This window comes from Streptomyces sp. NPDC005302, from assembly GCF_040607345.1.
Classification (GTDB): Bacteria; Actinomycetota; Actinomycetes; order Streptomycetales; family Streptomycetaceae; genus Streptomyces.
Genome location: NZ_JBEXGN010000007.1, coordinates 102038 through 125611, shown reverse-complemented (window position 1 = coordinate 125611; position 23574 = coordinate 102038). Strand labels below are relative to the sequence as shown.

General features: G+C 72.4%; 20 protein-coding genes. 16 read left to right on the top strand and 4 right to left on the bottom strand.

Translation table 11 applies throughout. From position 1 onward, the window contains the following. Positions 1–28: 28 nt before the first annotated feature. Positions 29–568, bottom strand: a complete 540-nt coding sequence (locus tag ABZT74_RS12985; protein ID WP_081224030.1) for a hypothetical protein — start codon at positions 566–568, stop codon at positions 29–31. Positions 569–917: 349 nt separating this feature from the next. Here ABZT74_RS12985 and fmt point away from each other — a divergent pair, with 349 nt between their 5' ends. Together fmt and ABZT74_RS12975 are read left to right on the top strand one after the other, a co-directional pair. Then, positions 918–1850 (top strand): methionyl-tRNA formyltransferase, encoded by a 933-nt coding sequence (gene fmt / locus ABZT74_RS12980; RefSeq protein ID WP_356434626.1) that lies wholly within the window; start codon positions 918–920, stop codon positions 1848–1850. A gap of 95 nt (positions 1851–1945) precedes the next feature. Further along, complete coding sequence (locus tag ABZT74_RS12975; RefSeq protein ID WP_356173116.1) at positions 1946–3379, top strand: transcription antitermination factor NusB; 1434 nt, start codon at positions 1946–1948, stop codon at positions 3377–3379. 32 nt (positions 3380–3411) lie between these two features. Here the strand turns inward: ABZT74_RS12975 and ABZT74_RS12970 are convergent, their stop codons facing one another. Next, positions 3412–5592, bottom strand: a complete 2181-nt coding sequence (locus tag ABZT74_RS12970) for an MMPL family transporter (protein WP_356434866.1) — start codon at positions 5590–5592, stop codon at positions 3412–3414. A 134-nt stretch (positions 5593–5726) separates the two neighbouring features. Between ABZT74_RS12970 and rpe the strand changes: the two genes are divergently transcribed. From rpe to ABZT74_RS12935, 7 genes are all read left to right on the top strand, one after another. After that, positions 5727–6413, top strand: a complete 687-nt coding sequence (gene rpe / locus ABZT74_RS12965; protein ID WP_356434623.1) for a ribulose-phosphate 3-epimerase — start codon at positions 5727–5729, stop codon at positions 6411–6413. Positions 6414–6491: 78 nt separating this feature from the next. Next, entirely contained in the window at positions 6492–7535 is a 1044-nt protein-coding gene (locus ABZT74_RS12960) for a sugar-binding domain-containing protein (protein WP_355866184.1), read from the top strand. Between the two features lie 49 nt (positions 7536–7584). Then, entirely contained in the window at positions 7585–8031 is a 447-nt protein-coding gene (locus tag ABZT74_RS12955) for a ribonuclease domain-containing protein (RefSeq protein ID WP_356434620.1), read from the top strand. Beyond that, the gene (locus ABZT74_RS12950; RefSeq protein WP_356434617.1) at positions 8028–8405 is read left to right on the top strand and encodes a barstar family protein; all 378 of its coding nucleotides are present in this window, start codon (positions 8028–8030) and stop codon (positions 8403–8405) included. Before ABZT74_RS12955 ends, ABZT74_RS12950 begins: the two co-directional genes overlap by 4 nt. Before the next feature lie 107 nt (positions 8406–8512). Next, positions 8513–9955: a GuaB1 family IMP dehydrogenase-related protein gene (locus ABZT74_RS12945; RefSeq protein ID WP_355866469.1), complete on the top strand. Its 1443-nt coding sequence runs from the start codon at positions 8513–8515 to the stop codon at positions 9953–9955. Between the two features lie 436 nt (positions 9956–10391). Beyond that, positions 10392–11873 carry an amino acid permease gene (locus tag ABZT74_RS12940; RefSeq protein WP_356173128.1) on the top strand — a complete coding sequence of 494 codons (1482 nt, stop codon included), beginning with the start codon at positions 10392–10394 and terminating at the stop codon, positions 11871–11873. Positions 11874–11913: 40 nt separating this feature from the next. After that, on the top strand, positions 11914–12366 hold the full coding sequence (locus ABZT74_RS12935) for an Lrp/AsnC family transcriptional regulator (protein WP_081223320.1): 453 nt from the start codon (positions 11914–11916) through the stop codon (positions 12364–12366). Between the two features lie 109 nt (positions 12367–12475). Here the strand turns inward: ABZT74_RS12935 and ABZT74_RS12930 are convergent, their stop codons facing one another. Beyond that, the gene (locus ABZT74_RS12930; protein ID WP_356173131.1) at positions 12476–13216 is read right to left on the bottom strand and encodes a GntR family transcriptional regulator; all 741 of its coding nucleotides are present in this window, start codon (positions 13214–13216) and stop codon (positions 12476–12478) included. A 211-nt stretch (positions 13217–13427) separates the two neighbouring features. Between ABZT74_RS12930 and ABZT74_RS12925 the strand changes: the two genes are divergently transcribed. The 7 genes from ABZT74_RS12925 (at position 13428) to ABZT74_RS12895 (ending at position 22561) form a co-directional block, all read left to right on the top strand. Next, on the top strand, positions 13428–14585 hold the full coding sequence (locus ABZT74_RS12925; protein ID WP_355866199.1) for an extracellular solute-binding protein: 1158 nt from the start codon (positions 13428–13430) through the stop codon (positions 14583–14585). After that, positions 14582–15490: an ABC transporter permease subunit gene (locus ABZT74_RS12920; RefSeq protein WP_355866202.1), complete on the top strand. Its 909-nt coding sequence runs from the start codon at positions 14582–14584 to the stop codon at positions 15488–15490. Before ABZT74_RS12925 ends, ABZT74_RS12920 begins: the two co-directional genes overlap by 4 nt. After that, complete coding sequence (locus ABZT74_RS12915) at positions 15478–16296, top strand: ABC transporter permease subunit (RefSeq protein WP_356434614.1); 819 nt, start codon at positions 15478–15480, stop codon at positions 16294–16296. The genes ABZT74_RS12920 and ABZT74_RS12915 overlap by 13 nt, the downstream gene beginning before the upstream one ends. After that, entirely contained in the window at positions 16293–17360 is a 1068-nt protein-coding gene (locus tag ABZT74_RS12910) for an ABC transporter ATP-binding protein (protein ID WP_356434611.1), read from the top strand. Before ABZT74_RS12915 ends, ABZT74_RS12910 begins: the two co-directional genes overlap by 4 nt. Before the next feature lie 786 nt (positions 17361–18146). Continuing rightward, positions 18147–19631 (top strand): HAD-IA family hydrolase, encoded by a 1485-nt coding sequence (locus tag ABZT74_RS12905; RefSeq protein ID WP_356434608.1) that lies wholly within the window; start codon positions 18147–18149, stop codon positions 19629–19631. A 334-nt stretch (positions 19632–19965) separates the two neighbouring features. Next, entirely contained in the window at positions 19966–20784 is an 819-nt protein-coding gene (locus tag ABZT74_RS12900; protein WP_355866214.1) for a carbon-nitrogen hydrolase family protein, read from the top strand. An 82-nt stretch (positions 20785–20866) separates the two neighbouring features. Continuing rightward, complete coding sequence (locus ABZT74_RS12895; protein ID WP_356173143.1) at positions 20867–22561, top strand: NAD(P)/FAD-dependent oxidoreductase; 1695 nt, start codon at positions 20867–20869, stop codon at positions 22559–22561. Between the two features lie 35 nt (positions 22562–22596). On the opposite strand, the gene ABZT74_RS12890 is transcribed toward ABZT74_RS12895, so the two are convergent. Beyond that, entirely contained in the window at positions 22597–23526 is a 930-nt protein-coding gene (locus ABZT74_RS12890; RefSeq protein WP_356434605.1) for an LLM class F420-dependent oxidoreductase, read from the bottom strand. Positions 23527–23574: the final 48 nt, after the last annotated feature.

The following is a 23574-nucleotide window of genomic DNA, read 5'->3' as shown; positions in this document are numbered from 1 at the left end:
GTTCTCGGTCTCCGATGGGGGAGGGGGGTCAGCCGTTGCGCGGACCCGGGAAGGCCGTGGGCCTGACCTCGTCGCGGAAGGGGCTGCCCGCGGTGGGCTGGGTGGGCATGGAGCGGGCTGCGGGGACCGTGGGCACCGCGGGGAGTCCGGCGCCGACGGAGACCGTGCGGGTGCTCGCCGTCTCCGTGGCGCGCTCCGCCTCGGCGGCCGCCTGGGCGGCGGCGCGGCGGGCGCCGTAACGGCGGTGCACCGCCTGCTTGGTGACCCCGAGAGCCGATCCCACCGCGTCCCACGAGAATCCGAGTGAGCGGTCGAAGTCCACGGCAGCCGTGACCAGGGTCTCGACACTGTCCCGCAGCTCCTGCGCGAGACGGACGGTCGGGGCGGGGGCACGCCCGTAGACGACGAAGCCCGTGGAGGGGCCGGAGCGGCGCGGGCGGTAGACGTTGCCCAACTGAGCGGTGAGCGTGCGCAGTGCGTCCACCTGCCGGCGGACCCGCTCGATGTCCCGCACCAGCAAATGCAGGCTGGCCCGAGCCTGGGCGTCGTGGGTTGCGTGGTCGGCCATGAACAAGCCTCTCGAACCGGCGTTTAAAAGGATCGGGCCGCTCGTGCAGCCCGCTGTGGTCAACTCTTCCTTGACCAACGCGTGGACGGGTGAGTGGTCACGCTGCGGGGGCGTGAGGGCATATGCACGGGGCGCGCCACAGGACGTACGCCCCCTGTCGTGAGAGTGACGCGCCCCCCGGTCCTGATCTCGGACGCGTCACCCGCCCGGGCCCGCCGGACAGGGGCGGGCGAACCCCCGAGCCCCGGCGCCGCAGGCGGCATAGACTGGTGCGCTGCCCCGCGCTGCGCCCCTCCCGGCTCGCGCGCGGGCATGGAAGAACTCCCGCCCGAGAGGCCAACCGCCACCCATGAAGCTCGTCTTCGCAGGTACCCCCGAGGTCGCCGTTCCCGCCCTGGACGCCCTGATCGCCTCCGGGCGGCACGAGGTGGCCGCCGTCGTGACCCGGCCGGACGCGCCGGCCGGCCGAGGGCGGCGGCTCGTCGCGAGCCCGGTCGCCGTACGGGCACAGGAGGCCGGGATCGAGGTGCTCAAGCCCGCGAAGCCCCGCGACGAGGAGTTCCTGGCCCGGCTGCGGGAGATCGGCCCCGACTGCTGTCCCGTCGTCGCCTACGGCGCGCTGCTGCCCCGCGTCGCCCTCGACATCCCCGTGCACGGCTGGGTCAACCTGCACTTCTCCCTGCTGCCCGCCTGGCGCGGCGCCGCCCCCGTACAGCACTCGATCATGGCCGGCGACGAGATCACCGGCGCCTCCACCTTCCTGATCGAGGAGGGCCTCGACTCGGGCCCCGTCTACGGCACGGTCACCGAGGAGATCCGGCACACCGACACCAGTGGCGACCTGCTGACGCGGCTCGCGTTCGCCGGTTCGGGACTGCTCGCCGCCACGATGGACGGCATCGAGGACGGCACCCTCAAGGCCGTACCGCAGCCCGCCGACGGTGTCAGCACCGCGCCGAAGATCTCCGTCGAGAACGCCCACGTCGACTGGGCCGCCCCGGCGCTGCGGGTCGACCGCGTGGTGCGCGGCTGCACCCCGGCCCCCGGCGCCTGGACCGTCTTCCGGGACGAGCGGCTCAAGCTCATCCAGGTCGCCACCCTGCCCGACCGCACGGACCTCGCCCCGGGCGAGCTGTCCGTCGCCAAGAACAACGTGTACGTGGGCACCGGCTCGTACGCCGTCGAGCTGCTCTGGGTGCAGGCCCAGGGCAAGAAGCCGATGCGCGCGGCCGACTGGGCCCGCGGGGTACGGATCCCCTCCGGTGAGCGGCTCGGGGTCTGACGTCCGCCCCACGGCCGGTCCGCCCCACGGCCGGTCCGCGCCGCGCGGCGTAGGCTGAACAACGCACCTTTTCCTGGATCCGGAGCACCTTTTTCGTGAGTGAGCAGTCCCGTCGGCCGAACAAGCCCGGCAAGCCCTATCGTCGCCCCCAGAAGGACCCGGTCCGCATGCTCGCCTTCGAGGCGCTGCGGGCCGTGGACGAGCGGGACGCGTACGCGAACCTCGTCCTGCCGCCGCTGCTGCGCAAGGCGCGGGAGAAGGGCGACTTCGACGGCCGGGACGCCGCGCTCGCCACGGAGCTGGTCTACGGCACGCTGCGCCGGCAGGGGACGTACGACGCCGTCATCCGCGCCTGTGTCGACCGGCCGCTGCGCGAGGTCGACCCGCCCGTCCTCGACGTGCTCAGCCTCGGCGTCCACCAGCTGCTCGGCACGCGCATCCCGACCCACGCAGCCGTCTCCGCGTCCGTGGAGCTGGCCCGGGTGGTGCTCGGTGACGGGCGGGCGAAGTTCGTCAACGCCGTTCTGCGGAAGGTGTCGCGGCAGGACCTGGACGCCTGGGTGGAGCAGGTCGCGCCGCCCTACGACGAGGACCCCGAGGACCACCTCGCCGTCGTGCACTCGCACCCCCGCTGGGTCGTCTCCGCGCTGTGGGACTCCCTCGGCGGCGGCCGGGCCGGCATCGAGGACCTGCTGGAGGCCGACAACGAACGGCCCGAGGTGACGCTCGTCGCCCGGCCCGGACGCTCCACCGCCGACGAGATCCTCGGCGCGCTCGACGAGGACTCGGCACTGCCGGGCCGCTGGTCGCCGTACGCCGTGCGGCTCTCCGAGGGCGGCGAACCGGGCGCGATCGACGCCGTCCGGGAGGGGCGCGCGGGCGTCCAGGACGAGGGCAGCCAGCTCGTCGCCATCGCCCTCGCGAACGCGCCGCTCGAAGGGCCCGACCGGGTCTGGCTGGACGGCTGTGCCGGACCCGGTGGCAAGGCCGCGATGCTGGCGGGCCTCGCCGCCCGGCGCGGCGCCACGCTGCTCGCCTCCGAGAAGCAGCCCCACCGCGCGGGACTGGTCGCCAAGGCGCTCGCCGGGAACCCCGGCCCCTACCAGGTGATCACGGCGGACGGCACGCGTCCGCCGTGGCGTCCCGGCACCTTCGACCGGGTGCTCATGGACGTTCCCTGCACGGGTCTGGGCGCTCTGCGCCGTCGCCCCGAGGCCCGCTGGCGGCGCCGCCCCGAGGACCTCGTCGGCTTCGCCCCGCTCCAGCGCGGGCTGCTGCGTACCGCCCTCGACTCGGTGCGGGTCGGCGGCGTCGTCGGATACGCGACCTGTTCGCCGCACCTCGCGGAGACCCGCGCGGTCGTCGACGACGTCCTCAAGCACTACGACGGCGGCTCCGCCGAACTCATCGACGCCCGCCCGCTGCTGCCCGGCGTCCCGGCCCTCGGCGACGGCCCCGACGTACAGCTGTGGCCGCATCTGCACGGCACCGACGCCATGTACCTGGCCCTGATCCGCCGGACGGGCTGACCGCCGGCGCGCTCTCCCGTGGGGCGGCCGTCTCAGTCCGGGGGAGCGGCCGGTCCCGGCGCCCCACCCGCCTGCGGCGACACGGGATCCGGTGGCGGCCGGGTCCCGCCGTCCTCGTGCGCCAGCCGGTTCGGCCACCACACCTTCGGACCCACGTCGAGGAAGAGCGAGGTCACGAGGACCGAGCGCACGATGAAGGTGTCCAGCAGTACGCCGAAGGCGACCGCGAAGCCGATCTCGGCGAAGCCCACCACGGGCAGGGTGCCGAGCGCCGCGAACGTGCCCGCGAGGACGAGGCCCGCGGAGGTGATCACCGCCCCGGTGGTGGCCAGCCCGGTGACCACTCCGCGCCGCGTGCCCCGGTGGGCCGCCTCCTCGCGGATACGGGTGGTCAGGAAGATGTTGTAGTCGATCCCCAGCGCCACCAGGAACACGAAGACGAACAGCGGGAAGGACACGTCCTCGCCCGCGTAGTCGAAGACGTGCCGGAAGACCAGCGCGCTCACCCCGAGGGCCGCGGCCAGCGAGAGCACCACGGTCCCGATCAGCAGCAGCGGTGCGACCAGGGCCCGCAGCAGCACGCTCAGGACGAGCAGGACCACGATCAGGACGAGCGGGATGACCAGGTAGTTGTCGTGCGTCTGGGCGTCCTCCATGTCCAGCAGGGCCGCGGTACCGCCGCCCACCCTCGCGTCCGCGTCGGGCAACGCGTGCACGGAGTCCCGCACCCGGTCGACGGTGGCCTTCGCCGCGTCGCTGTCGGACGGATCGCTCAGCGTCGCCTCGAACAGCACCCTGCCGTCGTGTTCCGGCGCCGTGCCCGGTGGCACCCCGATGCTCGCTGGCACCACGCCCGGATCCGCCGCCACGGTCCGGCGGACCTGCTCGGCCGCCCCGGCGTCCGACACCACCACCAGGGGATCACCGGCCCCGGCCGGGAAGTAGTGCTCGGAGATCTCCTGTCCCACGATCGAGTCAGGTTTGCCCGTGAACTGATCGGCGGTGGGGATACCCGCGGCCCGCAGTTCGACGAGCCCGATGGAGAGGGCCGCGAGCACCAGCGCCGTCCCGATCCAGGTCGTCCGGGGCCGCCGGGCGATGCGGTGCCCGGTGCGCGACCAGAAGCCGCTGCGGGTCGGGTCGGGCGAGCCGACGTGCGGCACGGCCGGCCAGAAGATCCAGCGGCCGAACACGAGGAGCAGGGCAGGGAAGAGGGTGAGCATGGCCAGCAGGGCGACGGCCACGCCGATCGCCGCGACCGGACCGAGGCCCCGCGTCGAGTTCATCTCGGCGACCAGCAGCACCAGCATGCTCAGCACGACCGTCGCGCCCGAGGCGAGGACCGCCGGGCCCGCCCGGTTCATGGCGCGCGCCATCGCCTCGTGCCGGTCCTCGTGACGGCGCAGTTCCTCCCGGTAGCGGGCGACGAGCAGCAGGGCGTAGTCGGTGCCCGCGCCGAACACGAGCACCGTGAGAATGCCGGCGCTCTGCCCGTTGACCGTCAGCCCGGCATGGGTCGCCAGCAGATAGATCAGCGCCTGGGCCGTGAACAGGGCGACGATCACCCCGAGCAGTGGAACGAAGAGCAGGGTCGGGCTGCGGAAGGTGATCAGCAGCATCACGATGACGACGGTCATCGCGGCGTAGAGCAGCGTGGAGTCGATGCCCTCGAAGGCCTTCGAGGAGTCCGCCGAGGTGCCGCCGGGCCCGGTGATGTGCACGGCGAGCCCGTCGCCGCCCTTGCCCACCTGGTCGCGGATCGAGTCGACGGCGGGAGCGATCCGCTGCCAGCCGGCCGCGTCCATGGTGATCGGCACGTAGATCTGCGCGGCGCGCGGATCGGCCGGGCGGTCGAAGACCGGGCCCCGGGTCTCCGCCCCGCGGATGCCGTGGTCCCGCAGCTTCTCGATCTGCCGCACGTCCTCGCTGATCTGCCGCCGGTCCTGCGCCGTCAGGCCGCCCCCGCGCGCGTAGACGACGACCGCGGGGATCTGCTCGGGGCGGAACTCGTGGGAGATGTCGAGGACTTGGGTCGACTCCGCCGAACCGGGCAGCCAGGACTGCGCGTCGTTGTCCTGGGCGTCGCTGAGGTTCATGCCGAGCGGTGCCACGAAGAGCAGCACCAGCAGCCACAGGGCCAGCACCAGCCACTTGGACCGGCGCCCGCACACGACGCCGATGGCCGCCCGCTTCCAGGCGTCGAGCCGCTTCATGCCCACCCCCGTGCCCGGATGCAGCGCCGCCGGGCCGCCCAGCATGGCACGCGGCACGCTCGCAGGACATCGGCGGAGTGACCGAGGTCCGGACCGAGGCGAGCAACCGGCCGGGGACATGGCAGGCTTGGGGCATGGCCGCGCAGATCAACCCCAGCATCCTGTCCGCCGACTTCGCCCGTCTTGCCGAGGAGGCAACAGCGGTGCGGGGGGCGGACTGGCTCCATGTCGACGTGATGGACAACCATTTCGTACCGAACCTCACGCTCGGTGTGCCGGTCGTAGAGTCGCTGGCCCGGGCGACGGACACTCCGCTGGACTGCCATCTGATGATCGAGGACGCCGATCGGTGGGCGCCCCAGTACGTGGAAGCGGGTGCCGGCTCGGTCACCTTCCATGTGGAGGCGACCGCGGCGCCGGTCAGGCTCGCCCGCGAGATCCGGGCCAAGGGGGCCCGTGCCTCGATGGCACTCAAGCCGGCGACGCCCATCGAGCCGTACGAGGATCTGCTTGCCGAGCTCGACATGCTGCTGATCATGACCGTCGAGCCCGGGTTCGGAGGTCAGGCCTTTCTCGACATCATGCTCCCGAAGATCCGCCGCACCCGCGAGTTGATCAAAAAGCACGGTCTCGAGCTGTGGCTCCAGGTCGACGGCGGTGTCTCGGCGTCGACCATCGAGCGGTGCGCCGACGCGGGGGCCGACGTCTTCGTCGCCGGATCGGCCGTCTACGGGGCCGCGGACCCCGCCCAGGCGGTACGTGCACTGCGCACCCAGGCCGAGGACGCGACGGCCCGCGCCTCGTGGGCGTGCGACCACTGAACCAAGGGAACGTGAACGCCGCCCTTCCGGGCGGATCAAGTGCGCCGGATCTGCGAGGATGAACGGCGAATCCAGAGTGTGAACAGCAGTGAGGAGATCGCCGTGTCGGGTATGTCGGCGGGCCGGTCGGCCATGCGGATGGGACCCGCTGAGCTGGTGCAGGCGGCGGCCATGGCCCGCCGCTTCTACCTCGAGGGCAAATCCAAGATCCAGATCGCCGAGGAGTTCGGCGTCAGCCGCTTCAAGGTGGCCCGGGTCCTGGAGACCGCTCTCGAACGGGATCTCGTGAGGATCGAGATCCGCGTCCCCGCCGAGCTGGACGCGGAGCGCTCGGACGCGCTGCGCGCCCGCTACGGCCTGAGGCACGCAGTGGTCGTCGAATCCCCGGCGGACGCCGAGGAGTCGCCCGACCCGGAGAACCTCGGCGAGGTGGCCGCGGACCTGCTCGGCGAGCTGGTCAACGAGGGCGATGTGCTCGGCCTCGCCTGGGGCCGCTCCACGATCCACATGGCGGCGGCCCTGGACCGCCTCCCGCCGTGCACCGTGGTGCAGCTGACGGGTGTCTACGACGCCGGGACCGCCGAGCGCGGCTCCGTCGAGGCCGTACGGCGTGCCGCGCAGGTGTCGGGCGGCGACGCCCACCCCATCTACGCGCCGATGCTGCTGCCCGACGAGGCCACCGCGGCGGCGCTGCGCAACCAGACGGGGATCGCCCGCGCCTTCGAGTACTTCGACAAGGTCACGGTCGCCTGCGTCTCCATCGGTTCCTGGGAGCCCGGTATCTCGACGGTGCACGACATGCTCAGCGACGAGGAGCGCGCCCACTACGCGTCCCTCGGTGTCGCCGCCGAGATGTCCGCCCACCTCTTCGACAGCGAGGGCCGGCGGGTCGGACGCGACCTGGGAGAGCGCTGCATCACGGTCGAGGCCGACCGGCTGCGCCGTATCCCCGAGGTCGTGGCGATCGCGGGCGGCCAGCGCAAGGCGGCCGCCATCGACGCGGTGCTGCGCTCCGGGCTCGTCACCAGCCTGGTGACGGACACCTCGGCCGCGGACTATCTGATGACGGCGGGCACGGCTCCGCGTCCGGCGCTGAACCGGGCGGACCCGGACGGCCCCTGAGGGCACTTCAACGCGCGCCCCGAGGGGACGGCCGTGGCAGCATCGAGTCATGCTGCCACGGCCGTCCCCTCGCGCGTTCGCGGGCCGTCTGGCCGCCGCCCTGCTGGTCTGTCTGGCGGTGCTGCTCACGGGCTGCTCTTCGACGGACACCGCCGCCCCCGGCGACCGGGAGGCGGCCACCGCGAGCCGCTCCGGGGCCCGTCCGTCCTGGGCGGGCGACCTGGCGACCGTCAGCGCGGCCGAGCTGCCCGCCGAGGCCCGTACGACCCTCGCCCTCATCGACCGGGGCGGCCCGTACCCGTACGCGAAGGACGGTGCCGTCTTCGGGAACTTCGAGCGGGAGCTGCCGCAGCGTCCGCGGGGGTACTACCACGAGTACACGGTGCCGACGCCGGGCGAGGGCGACCGGGGAGCCCGGCGCATCGTGACCGGGCAGAGCGGGGAGATCTACTACACCGATGATCACTACGACTCGTTCAAGGCGGTGCTGAGATGACCCGTGGGCCGCTCGCGGAGGTGTGCCGCTCGGCCGGGTGGCAGGTCAGCGACCTCGACCTCACCGGCGTCCTCGACAAGGCCGGCTTCATGGCCCGCTGCGTCCGCGCCCTTGACCTGCCCGACTGGTTCGGCCGGAACTGGGACGCGCTCGCCGACGTCCTGGGCGACCCCGACTGGGGGCCGGCCACCCCGGGCAGGCTTCTCGTGGTGAGCGGCTGGCGCCCGTACGCGCGGGCACGGCCCGAGGAGTGGGAGACCGCGCAGGAGATCCTGGAGGCGGCCTCCGGCCACTACCAGCAGTTCGGCGCCACGCTGTCGGTCGTCCTCGTCCTTGGAGGATCCGACCAATTGCCCCCTGACCTGCCTGGATGATCCGTCCGGGCATCGCACGGCGGTCGTCGTGGGACAATGAAGTACGTGCTCTTCCCCCTGGCTGACCTGTCCGGGGGCCACCTCTGATCGACTGGGATGTGCAGCACGTGCGTTTCCTCAACGACATCCAGCCCCCGTACGACCTGACGTACGACGACGTGTTCATGGTGCCCAGCCGCTCCGCGGTCGGCTCGCGTCAGGGCGTGGACCTCAGCTCCCCGGACGGCACGGGCACCACCATCCCGCTCGTCGTCGCCAACATGACGGCGATCGCCGGCCGGCGGATGGCCGAGACCATCGCCCGCCGCGGCGGTCTCGTCGTCATCCCGCAGGACATCCCGATCGAGGTCATCACCGAGGTCGTCACCTGGGTCAAGGGACGCCACCTGGTGCTCGACACCCCGATCGTCCTCGCGCCCCACCAGACCGTCGCCGACGCGCTGGCGCTGCTGCCCAAGCGCGCCCACAACGCGGGCGTCGTCGTGGACGAGGACGGCCGCCCGGTCGGTGTGGTCACCGACGCCGACCTCACCGGCGTGGACCGCTTCACGCAGCTGTCCGAGGTCATGTCCCGGGACCTGCTGCTCCTCGACGCGGACATCGAGCCCCGCGAGGCGTTCAACCGGCTCGACGGCGCCAACCGCCGTTACGCCCCCGCCGTGGACGCCGACGGCCGCCTCGCCGGCATCCTCACCCGCAAGGGCGCCCTGCGCGCCACGCTGTACACGCCGGCCACCGACGCCGACGGCAGGCTGCGCATCGCCGCCGCCGTGGGCATCAACGGCGACGTGGCCGGCAAGGCCAAGCAGCTCCTCGACGCGGGCGTCGACACGCTCGTCATCGACACCGCGCACGGCCACCAGGAGTCGATGATCAGCGCCGTGCGCACCGTGCGCGCGCTCGACCCGCAGGTGCCGATCGTCGCGGGCAACATCGTCGCCGCCGAGGGCGTCAAGGACCTCATCGACGCGGGCGCCGACATCATCAAGGTCGGCGTCGGCCCCGGCGCCATGTGCACCACCCGCATGATGACCGGCGTCGGCCGGCCGCAGTTCTCCGCCGTCCTGGAGTGCGCCGCCGAGGCCAGGAAGTACGGCAAGCACGTGTGGGCCGACGGCGGCGTCCGCCACCCGCGCGACGTCGCGATGGCGCTGGCCGCCGGTGCGTCCAACGTCATGATCGGCTCCTGGTTCGCCGGGACGTACGAGTCCCCCGGCGACCTCCAGCAGGACGCCAACGGGCGCCTCTACAAGGAGTCGTTCGGCATGGCCTCGGCGCGTGCTGTCAAGAACCGCACCAGCGAGGAGTCGGCGTACGACCGGGCCCGCAAGGCACTGTTCGAGGAGGGAATCTCCACCTCGCGCATGTTCCTCGACCCGTCCCGTCCCGGCGTCGAGGACCTGATCGACTCGATCATCGCGGGCGTCCGGTCCTCCTGCACGTACGCGGGCGCCAACTCCCTGGAGGAGTTCGCCGAGAACGCGATCGTCGGCATCCAGAGCGCCGCGGGCTACGCCGAGGGCAAGCCGCTGCACGCCAGCTGGAGCTGACCTCCGCACCGACGGCCGGAGCCCGCGGCACGCCGACCGCCGCGGCCCGGCCCGCAGCCTCCACGGCCCCTGTTCCCCCGCGGGGGAACAGGGGCCGTCCGCGTACCCACGGACCCTCGCGACGGGTGGACCGGCCTCTTCGGGCAGGCGATTGACGCACCGTCGGTTCAGCGCCCCGCGAACCCCTTTCACCAGCGAAAAGACGCTGTGCGCAACCATCGAAAGCTCTCGCGCAACGAACATCCGCCCCACCGCGATGAACGCAACGATCTTGCGGAGACGCGCAAGGTTGCCGCATTACGCCCGCGAAGCCCGGGCTCATAGGGTCAAGCGCTGTACACAGGCGTGGCGGGGACCCCGCTCGGTGGGTCCCCCCTGTCAGGGATGCCGCCGGTCCCCGCCCTCGTCGACCGCCAGCGATGAAGGAGCCACCCGCGTGCTCGACCACGGCGCACCCCCGCAGTCCCGAACCGCCCCCTCCCCACCGTCCCCGGGGTTCGGCGCGCGCCTGATGCGCCGCAAGCCCGTGGAACGCCTGGTCGCCGAGGGCGGCCAGGGCGAGGGAGGCTCCCTGCGCCGCTCCCTCGGACTGTGGCAGCTCACGATGATCAGCATCGGTGCCACGCTCGGCACCGGCATCTTCGTCGTCCTCGGCGAGGCCGTCCCCAAGGCCGGTCCCGCGGTCACCCTGTCCTTCGTGATCGCCGGTCTCACCGCGCTCTTCTCCGCCCTCTCCTACGCCGAACTGGCGGGCACCATCCCGGTCGCCGGATCGTCGTACTCGTACGCGTACGCGACGATGGGCGAACTGATCGCCTGGATCTGCGGCTGGTGTCTCGTCCTGGAGTACGGCGTCTCGGTCGCGGCCGTCGCGGTCGGCTGGGGCGAGTACCTGAACGAACTGCTCGACGGCACCATCGGCGTCACCATCCCGGACGCCCTGTCCGCGCCGCCCGGTGACGGAGGCGTCTTCAACCTGCCGGCCCTCATCGTCGTCCTGCTCGCCATGGCGTTCCTGCTCGGCGGAGCCAAGGAGTCGGCGCGCGCCAACACCGTCATGGTGACCGTGAAGATCGCCGCGCTGGTGATGTTCTGCGCGATCGGCATCCAGGGCTTCCGCTCGGGCAACTACGAGCACTTCATGCCGCTCGGCATGGCGGGCGTCAGCGCCGCCGGTGCCACGCTGTTCTTCTCCTACATCGGCTTCGACGCCGCCTCCACGGCGGGCGAGGAGGCGAAGGACGCCCAGCGCGACCTGCCGCGCGCGATCATGCTCTCGCTGGTCATCGTGACCGCCCTGTACGTCCTCGTCGCGGCCGTCGCCGTCGGCGCGAAGCCCTGGCGGCGCTTCAACGACTCCGAGGCCGCGCTCGCCGGGATCATGAAGGACGTCACCGGGCAGACCTTCTGGGGCACGCTGCTGGCCGCCTGCGCCGTCATCGCCATCGCGAGCGTCGTGCTCACCGTGCTGTACGGCCAGACCCGCATCCTGTTCGCCATGTCCCGGGACGGCCTCGTCCCCAAGGTCTTCGCCCGCGTGCACCCGAAGACCGGCACGCCCCGCGCCAACACGGTGATCGTCTCGCTGTTCTGCGGTGTCCTCGCCGCCGCGATCCCCCTCGGCCAGCTCGCCGACGCCACCAGCATCGGCACGCTCTTCGCCTTCGCGCTGGTCAACATCGCCGTCGTGGTGCTGCGCCGGACGCGCCCGGGCATGCGCCGCACTTTCCGTGTCCCGCTCGCGCCGGTGCTGCCCGCGATCGGCTTCCTGCTGTGCCTGTGGATGATGGCCAGTCTCTCCGCCGTCACCTGGGTGGTCTTCGGTGTCTGGATGGCTGTCGGGCTCGTGTTCTACTTCAGTTACGGCTATCGCCGGTCCCGGATGGCGACCGCGGAACCCGTCGCCGGGCAACCGTAGAACCCCCGCAGAAACCTCGCAGAAAAGTGAACCACCCGCAGTGCTGAACGATCTCGACGAACGCATCGTGCACGCCCTCGCCGAGGACGCCCGCCGCTCCTACGCCGACATCGGGCAACAGGTCGGCCTGTCCGCGCCCGCCGTGAAACGGCGGGTGGACCGGCTGCGGGCCACCGGCGCCATCACCGGGTTCACCGTCCGGGTGGACCCGGCGGCGCTCGGCTGGGAGACCGAGGGGTTCGTCGAGATCTACTGCCGCCGCAACACCTCGCCGGAGACCATCCAGCGCGGTCTCGAGCGGTACCAGGAAGTCGTGGCCGCCTCCACCGTCACCGGGGAGGCGGACGCGGTCGTGCAGGTCTTCGCCTCGGACATGCGTCACTTCGAGCGGGTGCTGGAGCGGATCGCGGGGGAGTCGTTCGTGGAACGGACGAAGTCCGTGCTGGTCCTGTCGCCGCTCCTGCGAAGGTTCTCCTCGGGGTCACCCACGTAGCCGGCGTCCCCGCGAAGACGTGGCGCCCACGGGGGTGGTGGGTGCCTCGCTGCGCGGCTGCGGGTGCGTCGTGGCCGGTCGCGCGGTACCCCCGCGCCCCTGAGGGGCGCTACTCGGCCGTCTTCCTCGCCAGGGCGTTGTTGTCCATCGAGTTGTGCACGCTGAAGCTCACCGCGTCGGAGCGGTAGCGGTCGTCGGACCACTCGACCGGGCGGCCCTCGCGGGTCGTGGTGACGCGGCGGACCCGCAGCAGGGGGCTGGTGCGGCGGACGCCGAGGAGATCCGCGTCCCGCGCGCCCGCGGCGACGGCATCGATCACGTGCTCGCCGTACGCGAAGACCAGACCGGTGTCCTCGAAGAGGCGCTGGGTGACCGACGGGCACTCGGGCTCGATGGCCGCCACCGCGGGCGAGATCCAGTCCGCGTACACCGTGCGCTCCAGCAGGACCGGCTCGCCGTCCAGGCCGCGGACCCGCAGCACGTGCAACACCGGCGTCGCTTCCCGCAGTTGCAGCCGGACGGCGTCCGCCGCCGTCGCCGGCAGATAGCCCTGCGAGACCACGTGCCCGGTCGCCGCGCGGCCCATCGCGCGCGCCCACTGGGCGAAACTGCGCAGCTCGGCGAAGCTCTGGCTGCGGCGGCTGGCCAGGACCACGCGGCGGGCACCCTGGCGGGAACCGATCAGCCCCTCGGCGGTCAGGGCCGCGACGGCCTGGCGGACCGTGCCGCGCGAGACGCCGTAGTGGGCGGCGAGGTCGGTCTCCGCGGGCAACAGGCTGCCCACGGTGTACTCCTCGCGGTCGATCGCCCGCCGCAGCTCCTCGGCGATCTCCTCGTGTCGCGCCGGCATGCTTCCCCTCTGGCTGGACCACTGTGCACAGCGTGATCAGCCTAATCGACCGCGCGGTGGGATCCGCATCTGCCGGGATTGTGCAGGGAATCAGGGGTCACGGTTTGGCCAAAGTTTACGGACAGGACACCAACGCCGGGCCTACTTGGGCCAACTTGTTCAGACAAGTTCTCCGTTCCACCACACCCTCGTGCGTCATCCTGGAGAGACCGTGACCGTGTTCCTGCCGAGGACCGCCCTCCTCACCGGCGGCCTCGCCGTCGCCGCAGCCCTCGCCCTGAGCGCCTGCGGCGCCGCCCCCGACGACAAGGCGACCACCGCCGACGGCAAGAGCGCGGCCACCGCGACCTCCGCCGCGGACCTCGGCGGCGTCGACGCCCTGGTCAAGGCCGCCAAGAAGGAGGGCACGCTGCACGCGATCGCCCTGCCCCGCGACTGGGCCAACTACGGCGCCCTGATCGACGGCTTCACCAAGAAGTACGGCATCAAGATCGACGTCGAGAGCCCGGACGGCTCCAGCCAGGACGAGATCACCGCCGTCACCTCGCGCAAGGGCCAGGACCGTGCCCCGGACGTCCTCGACCTCGGCAGCTCCTTCGCCCTGAGCGCCGCCCAGCAGGGGCTGCTCGCCCCGTACAAGGTGGCCGCCTTCGGTGACATCCCCGAGGGACAGAAGGACGCCACCGGCCGCTGGTTCAACGACTACGGCGGCTACATCTCCATCGGCTGCGACGCCAAGAAGGTCAAGGTGTGCCCGACGACCTTCAAGGACCTGCTCAAGCCGCAGTACAAGGGCCAGGTCGCCCTCAACGGCAACCCCACCAAGTCCGGTTCGGCCTTCGGCGGCGTGTACGCGGCCGCCCTCGCGAGCGGCGGCTCCTTCGACGACATCCAGCCCGGCCTCGACTTCTTCGCCAAGCTGAAGAAGAACGGCAACTACACGCCCGTCGAGTCGACCCCGGCCACCGTCGAGAAGGGCGAGACGCCCATCAGCATCGACTGGGACTACCTGAACGCCGGTTACGCCGACGAGTTCAAGTCCAAGGGCGTCGACTGGAAGGTCGCCATCCCCTCCGACGGCCAGTACGCCCAGTACTACTCCCAGGCCGTCAACAAGGACGCCCCGCACCCCGCGGCCGCCCGCCTGTGGCAGGAGTACCTCTACAGCGCCGAGGGCCAGAACCTCTGGCTCAAGGGCTACGCCCGCCCGGTCCTGATGCCCGCGATGGAGAAGGCCGGCACGCTCGACAAGACGGCCGCCGCGAAGCTCCCCGCGGTCACCGGTACGCCGAGCTTCCCGACCGAGGACCAGCAGAGCAAGGCCAAGACCGTGCTCGGTCAGGGCTGGGGCAAGGCCGTCTCCGGATGACCACCGCTCTCACCGAGGCCCCGGCCGACGTGGCGCCCGCCGCTGCCCACCGGCAGCGGCGGCGCCGCCGCGCCCCCGGCTGGCTCGCCGTCGCACCCCTGCTCGTCTTCGTGGCGATCGCCTTCGGCATCCCCGCCCTCGCCATGCTCAACGGCGCCTTCACCGTCAAGGACCAGACGACCGGCGCCAGTTCGTACACCACGGACAACCTGACCGGCTCGTTCCAGGGCGCCTACCTGACCGCCCTGATCGGCAGCGTCAAGCTGTCCGCGGTCTCCGCCGGCATCGCGACCGTCCTCGGACTGCCGCTCGCCCAGGCCGTGGTGACCTCCCGCTTCCGCGCGCTGCGCGAGGCCGTGCTCACCGCCTCCGGCGTCCTCGCCAACTTCGGCGGCGTCCCGCTGGCCTTCGCGTTCGTCGCCACCCTCGGCAACTCCGGCGTCCTGACCCGGCATTTCGGCCTGGCCGACAAGGGCTGGAGCCTCTACAGCTTCTGGGGCCTGGTCATCGTCTACCTGTACTTCCTGATCCCGCTCATGGTCCTCACCATCACCCCCGCCCTCGACGGACTGCGCTCGCAGTGGCGCGAGGCGGCGCAGAACAACGGCGCGACCTCCGTCCAGTACTGGCGGCACGTGGCCCTGCCCGTGCTCGCGCCCTCGCTGCTCGGCGGCCTGGTGCTCCTGTTCGGCAGCGCCTTCGCCGCGTACGCCACCGCCGCCGCCATGGTCGGCAGCGCCGTCCCGCTGGTCACCCTCCAGATCGCCGACGCCATCTCCGGCAACGTGCTGGTCGGCCAGGAGAACGTGGCGCTCGCCCTCAGCCTCGACATGGTCCTCATCGCGGGCCTGGTCATGGCCGTGTACCTGCCCCTGCAACGACGGAGCGCGCGATGGCTCGCCTGAACCTGTGGCGCTGGGTGGTCCTCGCCCTCGCCGCGCTGTACTTCCTGGTGCCCATGGCCGCGTCCGTGGTCTTCACGGTCGACGTGCCCGGGCAGGGCGTCACCTTCGACGCCTACACCCAGATCGTCTCCGCCGACGGATTCGTCTCCAGCCTGCTGCTCTCGCTGGAACTCGCCGTCGTCACCATCGTCGTGGTGCTGCTCCTGATGGTGCCGGCCACCGTCGCGCTGCGGCTCGGCGCGCCCCGGCTGCGGCCGGTCGTCGAGGTGGTGTGCTCGCTGCCCCTGGTCGTCCCGCCGATCGCCTTCGTCGCCGGCATGGCGACCGTCCTCAAGTGGGGACCCGAACACCTCTCGCGCACCCCGCTGTTCCAGACCTTCGTGGCCATCCAGAACCCGGACTTCCCCGTGGTGCTCGTCCTCGCGTACGTCGTGATGGCGCTGCCGTTCGTCTACCGGGCCCTGGACGCCGGACTGCGCGCCGTCGACGTACGCACCCTCGTCGAGGCCGCCCGCAGCTGTGGCGCGAACTGGCCGCAGGCGCTCGTCCGGGCGGTGCTGCCCAACCTGCGCGGCGCACTGCTCAACTCCTCCTTCCTCACCCTCGCCCTGGTGCTCGGCGAGTTCACGGTCGCCCGGCTCCTCGGCTACCAGCCGTTCGCCGTGTGGATCTACAACGTCGGCGGCTCGCAGGCCCAGATGTCCGTCGCCGTCTCCGTGCTCAGCCTGTTCGTCACCTGGGCCCTGCTCCTCGCGCTCGCCGGATTCGGCGGCCGCTCCCGTACCGCTTCCGCCTCCCGGGGATGACCATGACCCTCGCCACGCTCGAAAAGGCCGCCACCGTCGAATTCCGCGGACTGAGGCGGGAGTTCGGACCGACCGTCGCCCTCGACGGTCTGGACCTCACCGTCCGGCCCGGTGAACTCCTCGCCCTGCTCGGCCCCTCGGGCTGCGGCAAGACCACCGCGCTGCGCATGCTCGCCGGCTTCGAACACCCCGACTCCGGCGAGGTGCTGGTCGACGGCGAGGACGTCACCCGGGTCCCGGCGCACCGCCGCGACGCCGGGATGGTGTTCCAGTCGTACAGCCTCTTCCCGCACCTCAGCGCCGTCGACAACGTCGCCTTCGGTCTGCGGATGCGCAAGGTGCGCACGGCCGAACGGCGCTCCCGGGCAGCCGAGTTGCTCGACCTGGTGGGCCTCGCGGACAAGGGGGAGCAGTATCCGCACCAGCTCTCCGGCGGCCAGCAGCAGCGCGTCGCGCTGGCCCGCGCGCTCGCCCTGCGGCCCCGCGTCCTGCTGCTCGACGAGCCGCTCTCGGCGCTGGACGCCAAGGTGCGCCTGTCCCTGCGTGAGGAGATCCGCCGCCTCCAGCAGGAGCTCGGCATCACCACCCTGTTCGTGACGCACGACCAGGAAGAGGCGTTGTCCATGGCGGACCGGGTCGCGGTGATGCGGTCCGGGAAGCTCGAACAGTGCGCGGCGCCCGCCGAGTTGTACGGGCGTCCCGCCACCGCCTTCGTCGCCGAGTTCGTCGGCACGATGAGCCGGATACCCGGGACGCTCGACGGCGAGTCCGTCGAGGTCCTCGGCCGGCGCCTGCCGGTGGACGGTGAGGCGCCCGCCGTACGGGAGGTGGATGTGCTGGTCCGGCCGGAGGCCGTGCGGGTGAGCGCCGACGATTCGGGTGACGCGCGCCTCGTGGCCACGGCGTTCCTGGGCGCGGCCACCCGGGTCACCGTGCGCCTCGGCGACGGCACCGAGGTCAAGGCCGACCTGCCCACGCACGAGGCCGCGGCCCTCGCACCGGGCGCGCCCGTCACGGTCACGCTGCCGGAGCGCCCGGTCCTCGTCGCCGCACGCACGAGCTGAGCGGAGGCTCCGAACCCGTGCCTGCCGGGTGCCGCCCGGCACCCGGCGGGGCGTCCCGCCCCGAGACCGCGCCGGGCGCGCGTCCGCCGACTCTCCGGCGGACCTGCCCGGCCTCCGTGGCCGGGCGAGGGCCGCGGCGCGGCAGCGGCCCTCGCCCCAGCCGTGCCGTGGGCGGCCCTCCGGCCGGGCAGCCGCCTGACCGGGCGGTCGCCGACAGGGCGGGTGCCCGACCGGGCAGCCTTCTGCCGGGCGGCCACTTGGCAGGACGGCTCCTGGCCGGGCGGCCACTTGGCGGGGCGGCCTTCCGGCCGGGGGCTAGCTGATCAGGCGGTCGTCCGACAGACGGTCGTCTGACCGGGCGGCCACCTGGCCGGACGGCTCCTGACCGGGCGGCCACTTGGCAGGGCGGCCTTCCGGCCGGGCGGCTATCTGATCAGGCGGCCGTCCGACCGGGCGGCCGTCCGACCGGGCGGCTTCCCGCCGGGCGGCCATCTGGCCCGACGGCTCCTGACCGGACGGCCACTTGGCAGGTCGGCCACCTGGCCCGACCGCTCCTGACCGGGCGGCCACGTGGCAGGGCGGTCTTCCGACCGGGCGGCCACCTGGCCGGACGGCTCCTGACCGGGCGGCCACCTGGCCCGACAGCTCCTGATCGGGCGGTCGTCCGACACGCGGTCGTCCGACCGGGCTGCCTCCTGCCGGGCGGCTTCCCCACCGGGCGGTAGGGGATGCCCTCCCCGACCCCGCTCGTCCCCCCCCACATCCGCACCGACGAAAGAGACCACCGTGAGCCACCGCACCACCGACCGACTCCCGCTCCAGGCCGTCCTGTTCGACATGGACGGCACGCTCGTGGACACCGAGCGACTGTGGTGGGAGGCGGTGGAACAGGTGGCCGACGGGCTCGGACACGCGCTCACGGGGGCCGACCAGCCCGAGGTGCTCGGACGGCCCGTCGAGCACACCGCCTCCTGGCTGGCCGGCATCACCGCCTCCCCGGCGGAGACGATCGCCGCCGAACTGCACCGCGAGTTCGCGGACCGGGTCCGTACCGGCATCGTGCCCCGCCCCGGGGCGACCGAGCTGCTCGACGCGCTCGCCCGCGAAGGCGTCCCCACCGCTCTCGTCACCGCCTCCCCGCGCGCGGTCGCCGACACCGTGCTGGCGGCGCTGGGCGCCGAGCGCTTCGCCGTCTCCGTCACCGCCGACGACACCGAACGCACCAAGCCGGCCCCCGACCCCTACCTCGCCGCCTGCCGTGCCCTCGGCGTCGAACCCGCCGCCTGCGTCGCCGTCGAGGACACCCAGACCGGCGTCACCTCCGCCGAGTCCGCGGGCTGCGCCGTCCTCGCGGTGCCCTCGCTCGCGCCGATCGGTCCCGCCGCCGGACGCACCGTGCTCGGCAGCCTGGAGGAGGTGTCCCCCGCCCTGCTGCGCGCCATGGTCGCCCCGGCCGAACTGCGGGTGCTGAGCTGGAACCTCTGGTGCGGCGGCACCAAGGTCGACGACCACCGCGAGAAGCAGCTCAAGGTCATCGCCGAGACGGGCGCGGACGTGGTCGGCCTCCAGGAGACCTACGGGGACGCGGCACGGGAACTCGCCGAGGCCCTCGGCTGGCACCACCACCGGGCGGGCGACAACCTCGGCGTCATCAGCCGTCACCCGATCACCGCCCGGCTCGGCGACCCCGACGTCGGCTTCTACGGCGGCACCGGCGTCCGTGTCGAGCTGGCCGGCGGCCGACGGGTGGACGTCTGGAGCGCCCACCTCGACTACACGCCGTACGGCCCCTACGAGGCCCTCTTCGACGGACTCCCGGCGGCCGACCTGGTCGCGCACGAGAGCGGCCGGCTCGCCCAGATGCGGGAGATCCTGCGGATGATCGCCGACTCCGCCGAGGCGGCCACGCCGGTCGTCCTCGTCGGGGACTTCAACGCGCCCTCGCACCTGGACCGGCCGGACGTCGAATGGCCGGTGACGAAGGCGGCCGAGGAGGCGGGCCTGCGCGACTCCTACCGCGAGATCCACCCCGACCCGGTGCGGGACCCGGGACACACCTGGTCGCCGGTCCATGCCGACCACGAGGACGGCAGCGGGCGCCCCGAACCCCAGGACCGCATCGACTTCGTCCTGCACCGCGGGCTGACCGCCCTCGACTCCCGCACCGTCGTCACCGGCACCCCGCGCTCCTGGCCCGACGTGGCGGACAACGACTGGCCCTCCGACCACGCGGCGGTCCTCACCGTCTTCGAGGTGCCCCGCGCGGAGTGACGGGAGAGGACGCGCGAAGGTCCGAGCGGCCCGCGCGGCGCCCGGCCGGTAGTGGCGCGGCGGGCCCCGGCGCCGTCCGGCGGCCCACGCGTCGTGCGAAGGGGGCCGCCCGTCATCGTTCCGCGACGCGGGGACCCGCCTGTGACCTGCGTCTCCCCGTGTTCTCCAGGGGAATCGGGGCCCCGGGGCGGGCGCGCAACGAATCGCCGCCGGGGGCCCGGCGCACGCAACGATTCGTTCGGTGGCGCGCAACGGGTCCTTCTTGTCCGGTCGAGGCCGCCGACCGTACCGTCTAACAGGCCCCCCAAACCCTCCGTACCGGTGGAGATCACGCATGCGCACAGCCCTGCTCCAGAGCTCCGGCCGCCCCGGCTCGATCGCCGAGAACCTCAAGGTGCTCGATGACGCCGCGGGCCGCGCCGCCGCAGCGGGCGCAGGGCTCCTCGTGACCGCCGAGATGTTCCTCACCGGCTACGCCATCGGGGACGACATCGGCCGCCTCGCCGAGCCCGCCGACGGCGACTCGGCCGACGCGGTCGCCGAGATCGCCGGCCGGCACGGCGTGGCCGTCGCCTACGGCTACCCCGAGCGGGGGCACGGCGAGGACGCCCCGGCCGACGGCGGCACGGCGGACGTGTACAACTCCGTCCAGCTGATCTCCGCCGACGGGAACCGGCTCGCGAACTACCGCAAGACCCACCTCTTCGGCTGCTTCGAGCGCGACCACTTCACCCCCGGCGACCGGCCCGTCGTGCAGGCGGAGCTGAACGGCCTCCGGGTCGGCCTCATGATCTGCTACGACGTCGAGTTCCCGGAGAACGTGCGCGCGCACGCCCTCGCCGGCACCGACCTGCTGCTCGTCCCGACCGCGCAGATGCACCCCTTCCAGTTCGTCGCCGAGTCCGTCGTCCCGGTGCGCGCCTTCGAGAACCAGATGTACGTCGCGTACGTCAACCGCACCGGCGCGGAAGGGGAGTTCGAGTTCGTCGGGCTCTCCACGCTGGCAGGCCCCGACGGAGTCGCCCGGGCCCGCGCCGGCCGCGGCGAGGAACTGGTCCTGGCCGACGCCGACCCCGTCCTGCTCGCGGCCTCACGCGAGACGAACCCGTACCTGCAGGACCGCCGCCCCGGCCTCTACGGGTCCCTCGTCTGACCCCGCCCGCCCGGACCCCCCGATCCGGCCCGGCCGAACCAGCCCTCCCCTCACCAGTTTTCGCGCAAGGAGTCCGTACCCCATGACGTCCACCGTGCCCAACGCCGTCCAGCACGCCGACGTGCAGCAGCCGCCGATCACCATGTTCGGCCCGGACTTCCCCTACGCCTACGACGACTTCCTCGAGCACCCCGCGGGCCTCGGCCAGATACCCGCGACCGAGCACGGCACCGAGGTCGCCGTCATCGGCGGCGGACTCTCCGGCATCGTGGCCGCGTACGAGCTGATGAAGATGGGCCTCAAGCCCGTCGTGTACGAGGCCGACGAGATCGGCGGGCGGCTGCGCACCGTCGGTTTCGAGGGCTGCGACCCGTCGCTGACCGCCGAGATGGGCGCGATGCGCTTCCCGCCCTCGTCCACCGCGCTGCAGCACTACATCGACCTGGTGGACCTCAAGACCCGGCCGTTCCCCAACCCGCTCGCGGAGTCCACGCCCTCGACGGTCGTCGACCTCAAGGGCGAGTCCCACTACGCGACCTCGGTCGACGACCTGCCGCAGGTCTACCGCGACGTGATGAACGCCTGGAACGCGTGCCTCGAGGACGGCGCCGACTTCTCCGACATGAACCAGGCCATGCGGGAGCGCGACGTGCCGCGCATCCGGGAGATCTGGGCGAAGCTCGTCGAGAAGCTCGACAACCAGACCTTCTACGGCTTCCTCTGCGACTCGGAGTCCTTCAAGTCCTTCCGGCACCGGGAGATCTTCGGGCAGGTCGGCTTCGGCACCGGCGGCTGGGACACCGACTTCCCGAACTCCATCCTGGAGATCCTGCGCGTCGTCTACACCGAGGCCGACGACCACCACCGCGGCATCGTCGGCGGCTCCCAGCAGCTCCCGCTGCGGCTGTGGGAGCGCGAGCCGCAGAAGATCGTGCACTGGGGTTACGGCACCTCGCTGTCGTCGCTGCACGACGGCACCCCGCGCCCGGCCGTGACCCGGCTGAACCGGACGTCCGGCAACCGGATCACCGTGACGGACGCGAACGGCGACATCCGCACCTTCAAGGCGGCGATCTTCACCGCGCAGTCCTGGCTGCTGCTGTCGAAGATCGACTGCGACGACGCGCTCTTCCCCATCGACCACTGGACGGCGATGGAGCGCACCCACTACATGGAGTCCAGCAAGCTCTTCGTCCCCGTCGACCGGCCGTTCTGGCTGGACAAGGACGAGGAGACCGGCCGTGACGTCATGTCGATGACGCTCACCGACCGTATGACGCGCGGGACCTACCTCCTGGACGAGGGCCCGGACAAGCCCGCCGTCATCTGCCTCTCGTACACGTGGTGCGACGACAGCCTGAAGTGGCTGCCGCTGTCCGCGAGCGAGCGCATGGAGGTCATGCTGAAGTCGCTCGGCGAGATCTATCCGAAGGTCGACATCCGCAAGCACATCATCGGCAACCCGGTGACCGTGTCCTGGGAGAACGAGCCCTACTTCATGGGCGCGTTCAAGGCCAACCTGCCGGGCCACTACCGCTACCAGCGCCGCCTGTTCACGCACTTCATGCAGGACGGCCTGCCCGAGGACAAGCGGGGCATCTTCCTCGCCGGCGACGACATCTCCTGGACGGCCGGCTGGGCCGAGGGCGCCGTCCAGACCGCGCTGAACGCGGTCTGGGGCGTCATGCACCAGCTCGGCGGCACGACCGACCCGACCAACCCCGGGCCCGGCGACGTCTACGACGAGATCGCGCCGGTCGAACTCCCCGAGGACTGAGGAGAGCAGGGGACCGAGGCCCGGGGACGGGCGGCTCAGACGCCGGCCGCCCGCGCCGCCTCGTACATCGCGGCGGCCACGTCCTTGAGTTCCTCGGCGTCCCGGACCGTGCTCTGCAGGTCGAGGAAGATCTCGTCCAGGCCGATCGCGGCGTGTGCGACGAGATCCTCCACGATCTGGTCCACCCCGCCGTGGAAGGGCCGCCGGTCCTCGCCCTCGTACCCCTTCGCCGTGTAGCGCACGTTCGTCCGCAGGACCGTCCGGATCGGCTCGGTGCGGCCACGCTCATCGGCCAGATCCCGCAACGCACGCCACTGCGCCGCCAGTTGGTCCACGCCCATGCCGATCGGCATCCATCCGTCGGCGTGGTCCACGAGCCGGCGCCGCGCCCTGGCGGTGCCGGCGGCCAGCAGGACGGGGATCGGCCGGACGGGCTTGGGCCCGACCACGGCCGACGCGATCCGGGTGAGGTCGCCGTCGTAGACCACCGGGTCGGGGCCCCAGACGGCACGGCACACCTCGATCACCTCGTCGAGGACCCGGCCGCGCTCCTCGAAGGGCCGCGGGGACGCCGCCGCGTACTCGTCGTGCGACCAGCCCGTGCCCAGTCCCGCGACGACCCGGCCGCCGCTCGCCGCGTCGAGCGTCGCGAGGGACTTGGCGAGCTGGAAGGGCAGGTGCAGCGGGGCGACCAGAACGCTGGTGCCGAGCCGGGCGCGCCCGGTGACCGCGGCCGCGAGCGCCAGGGTCACCAGCGGGTCGGCGACCCCGCGGTAGGTGTCCGGCCAGGGCAGCCCCTCGATGCCGTAGAGGCCCTGGGTGGCGGGTTCCGGGAACAGGGCACGCTCGAAGACCCACAGACTGTCGTAGCCGATCGTCTCGGCGGCGCGCGCCACGTCGGGCACGTCCCGTCCGATGTCGTACTGCCTCATCTGGGGGAGGGCCAGACCGAGTCGCGTCGCCATGCCTGTTCGCTCCTTCGTGCCGGGGGTGCCGACCGGTCAACGTACAGC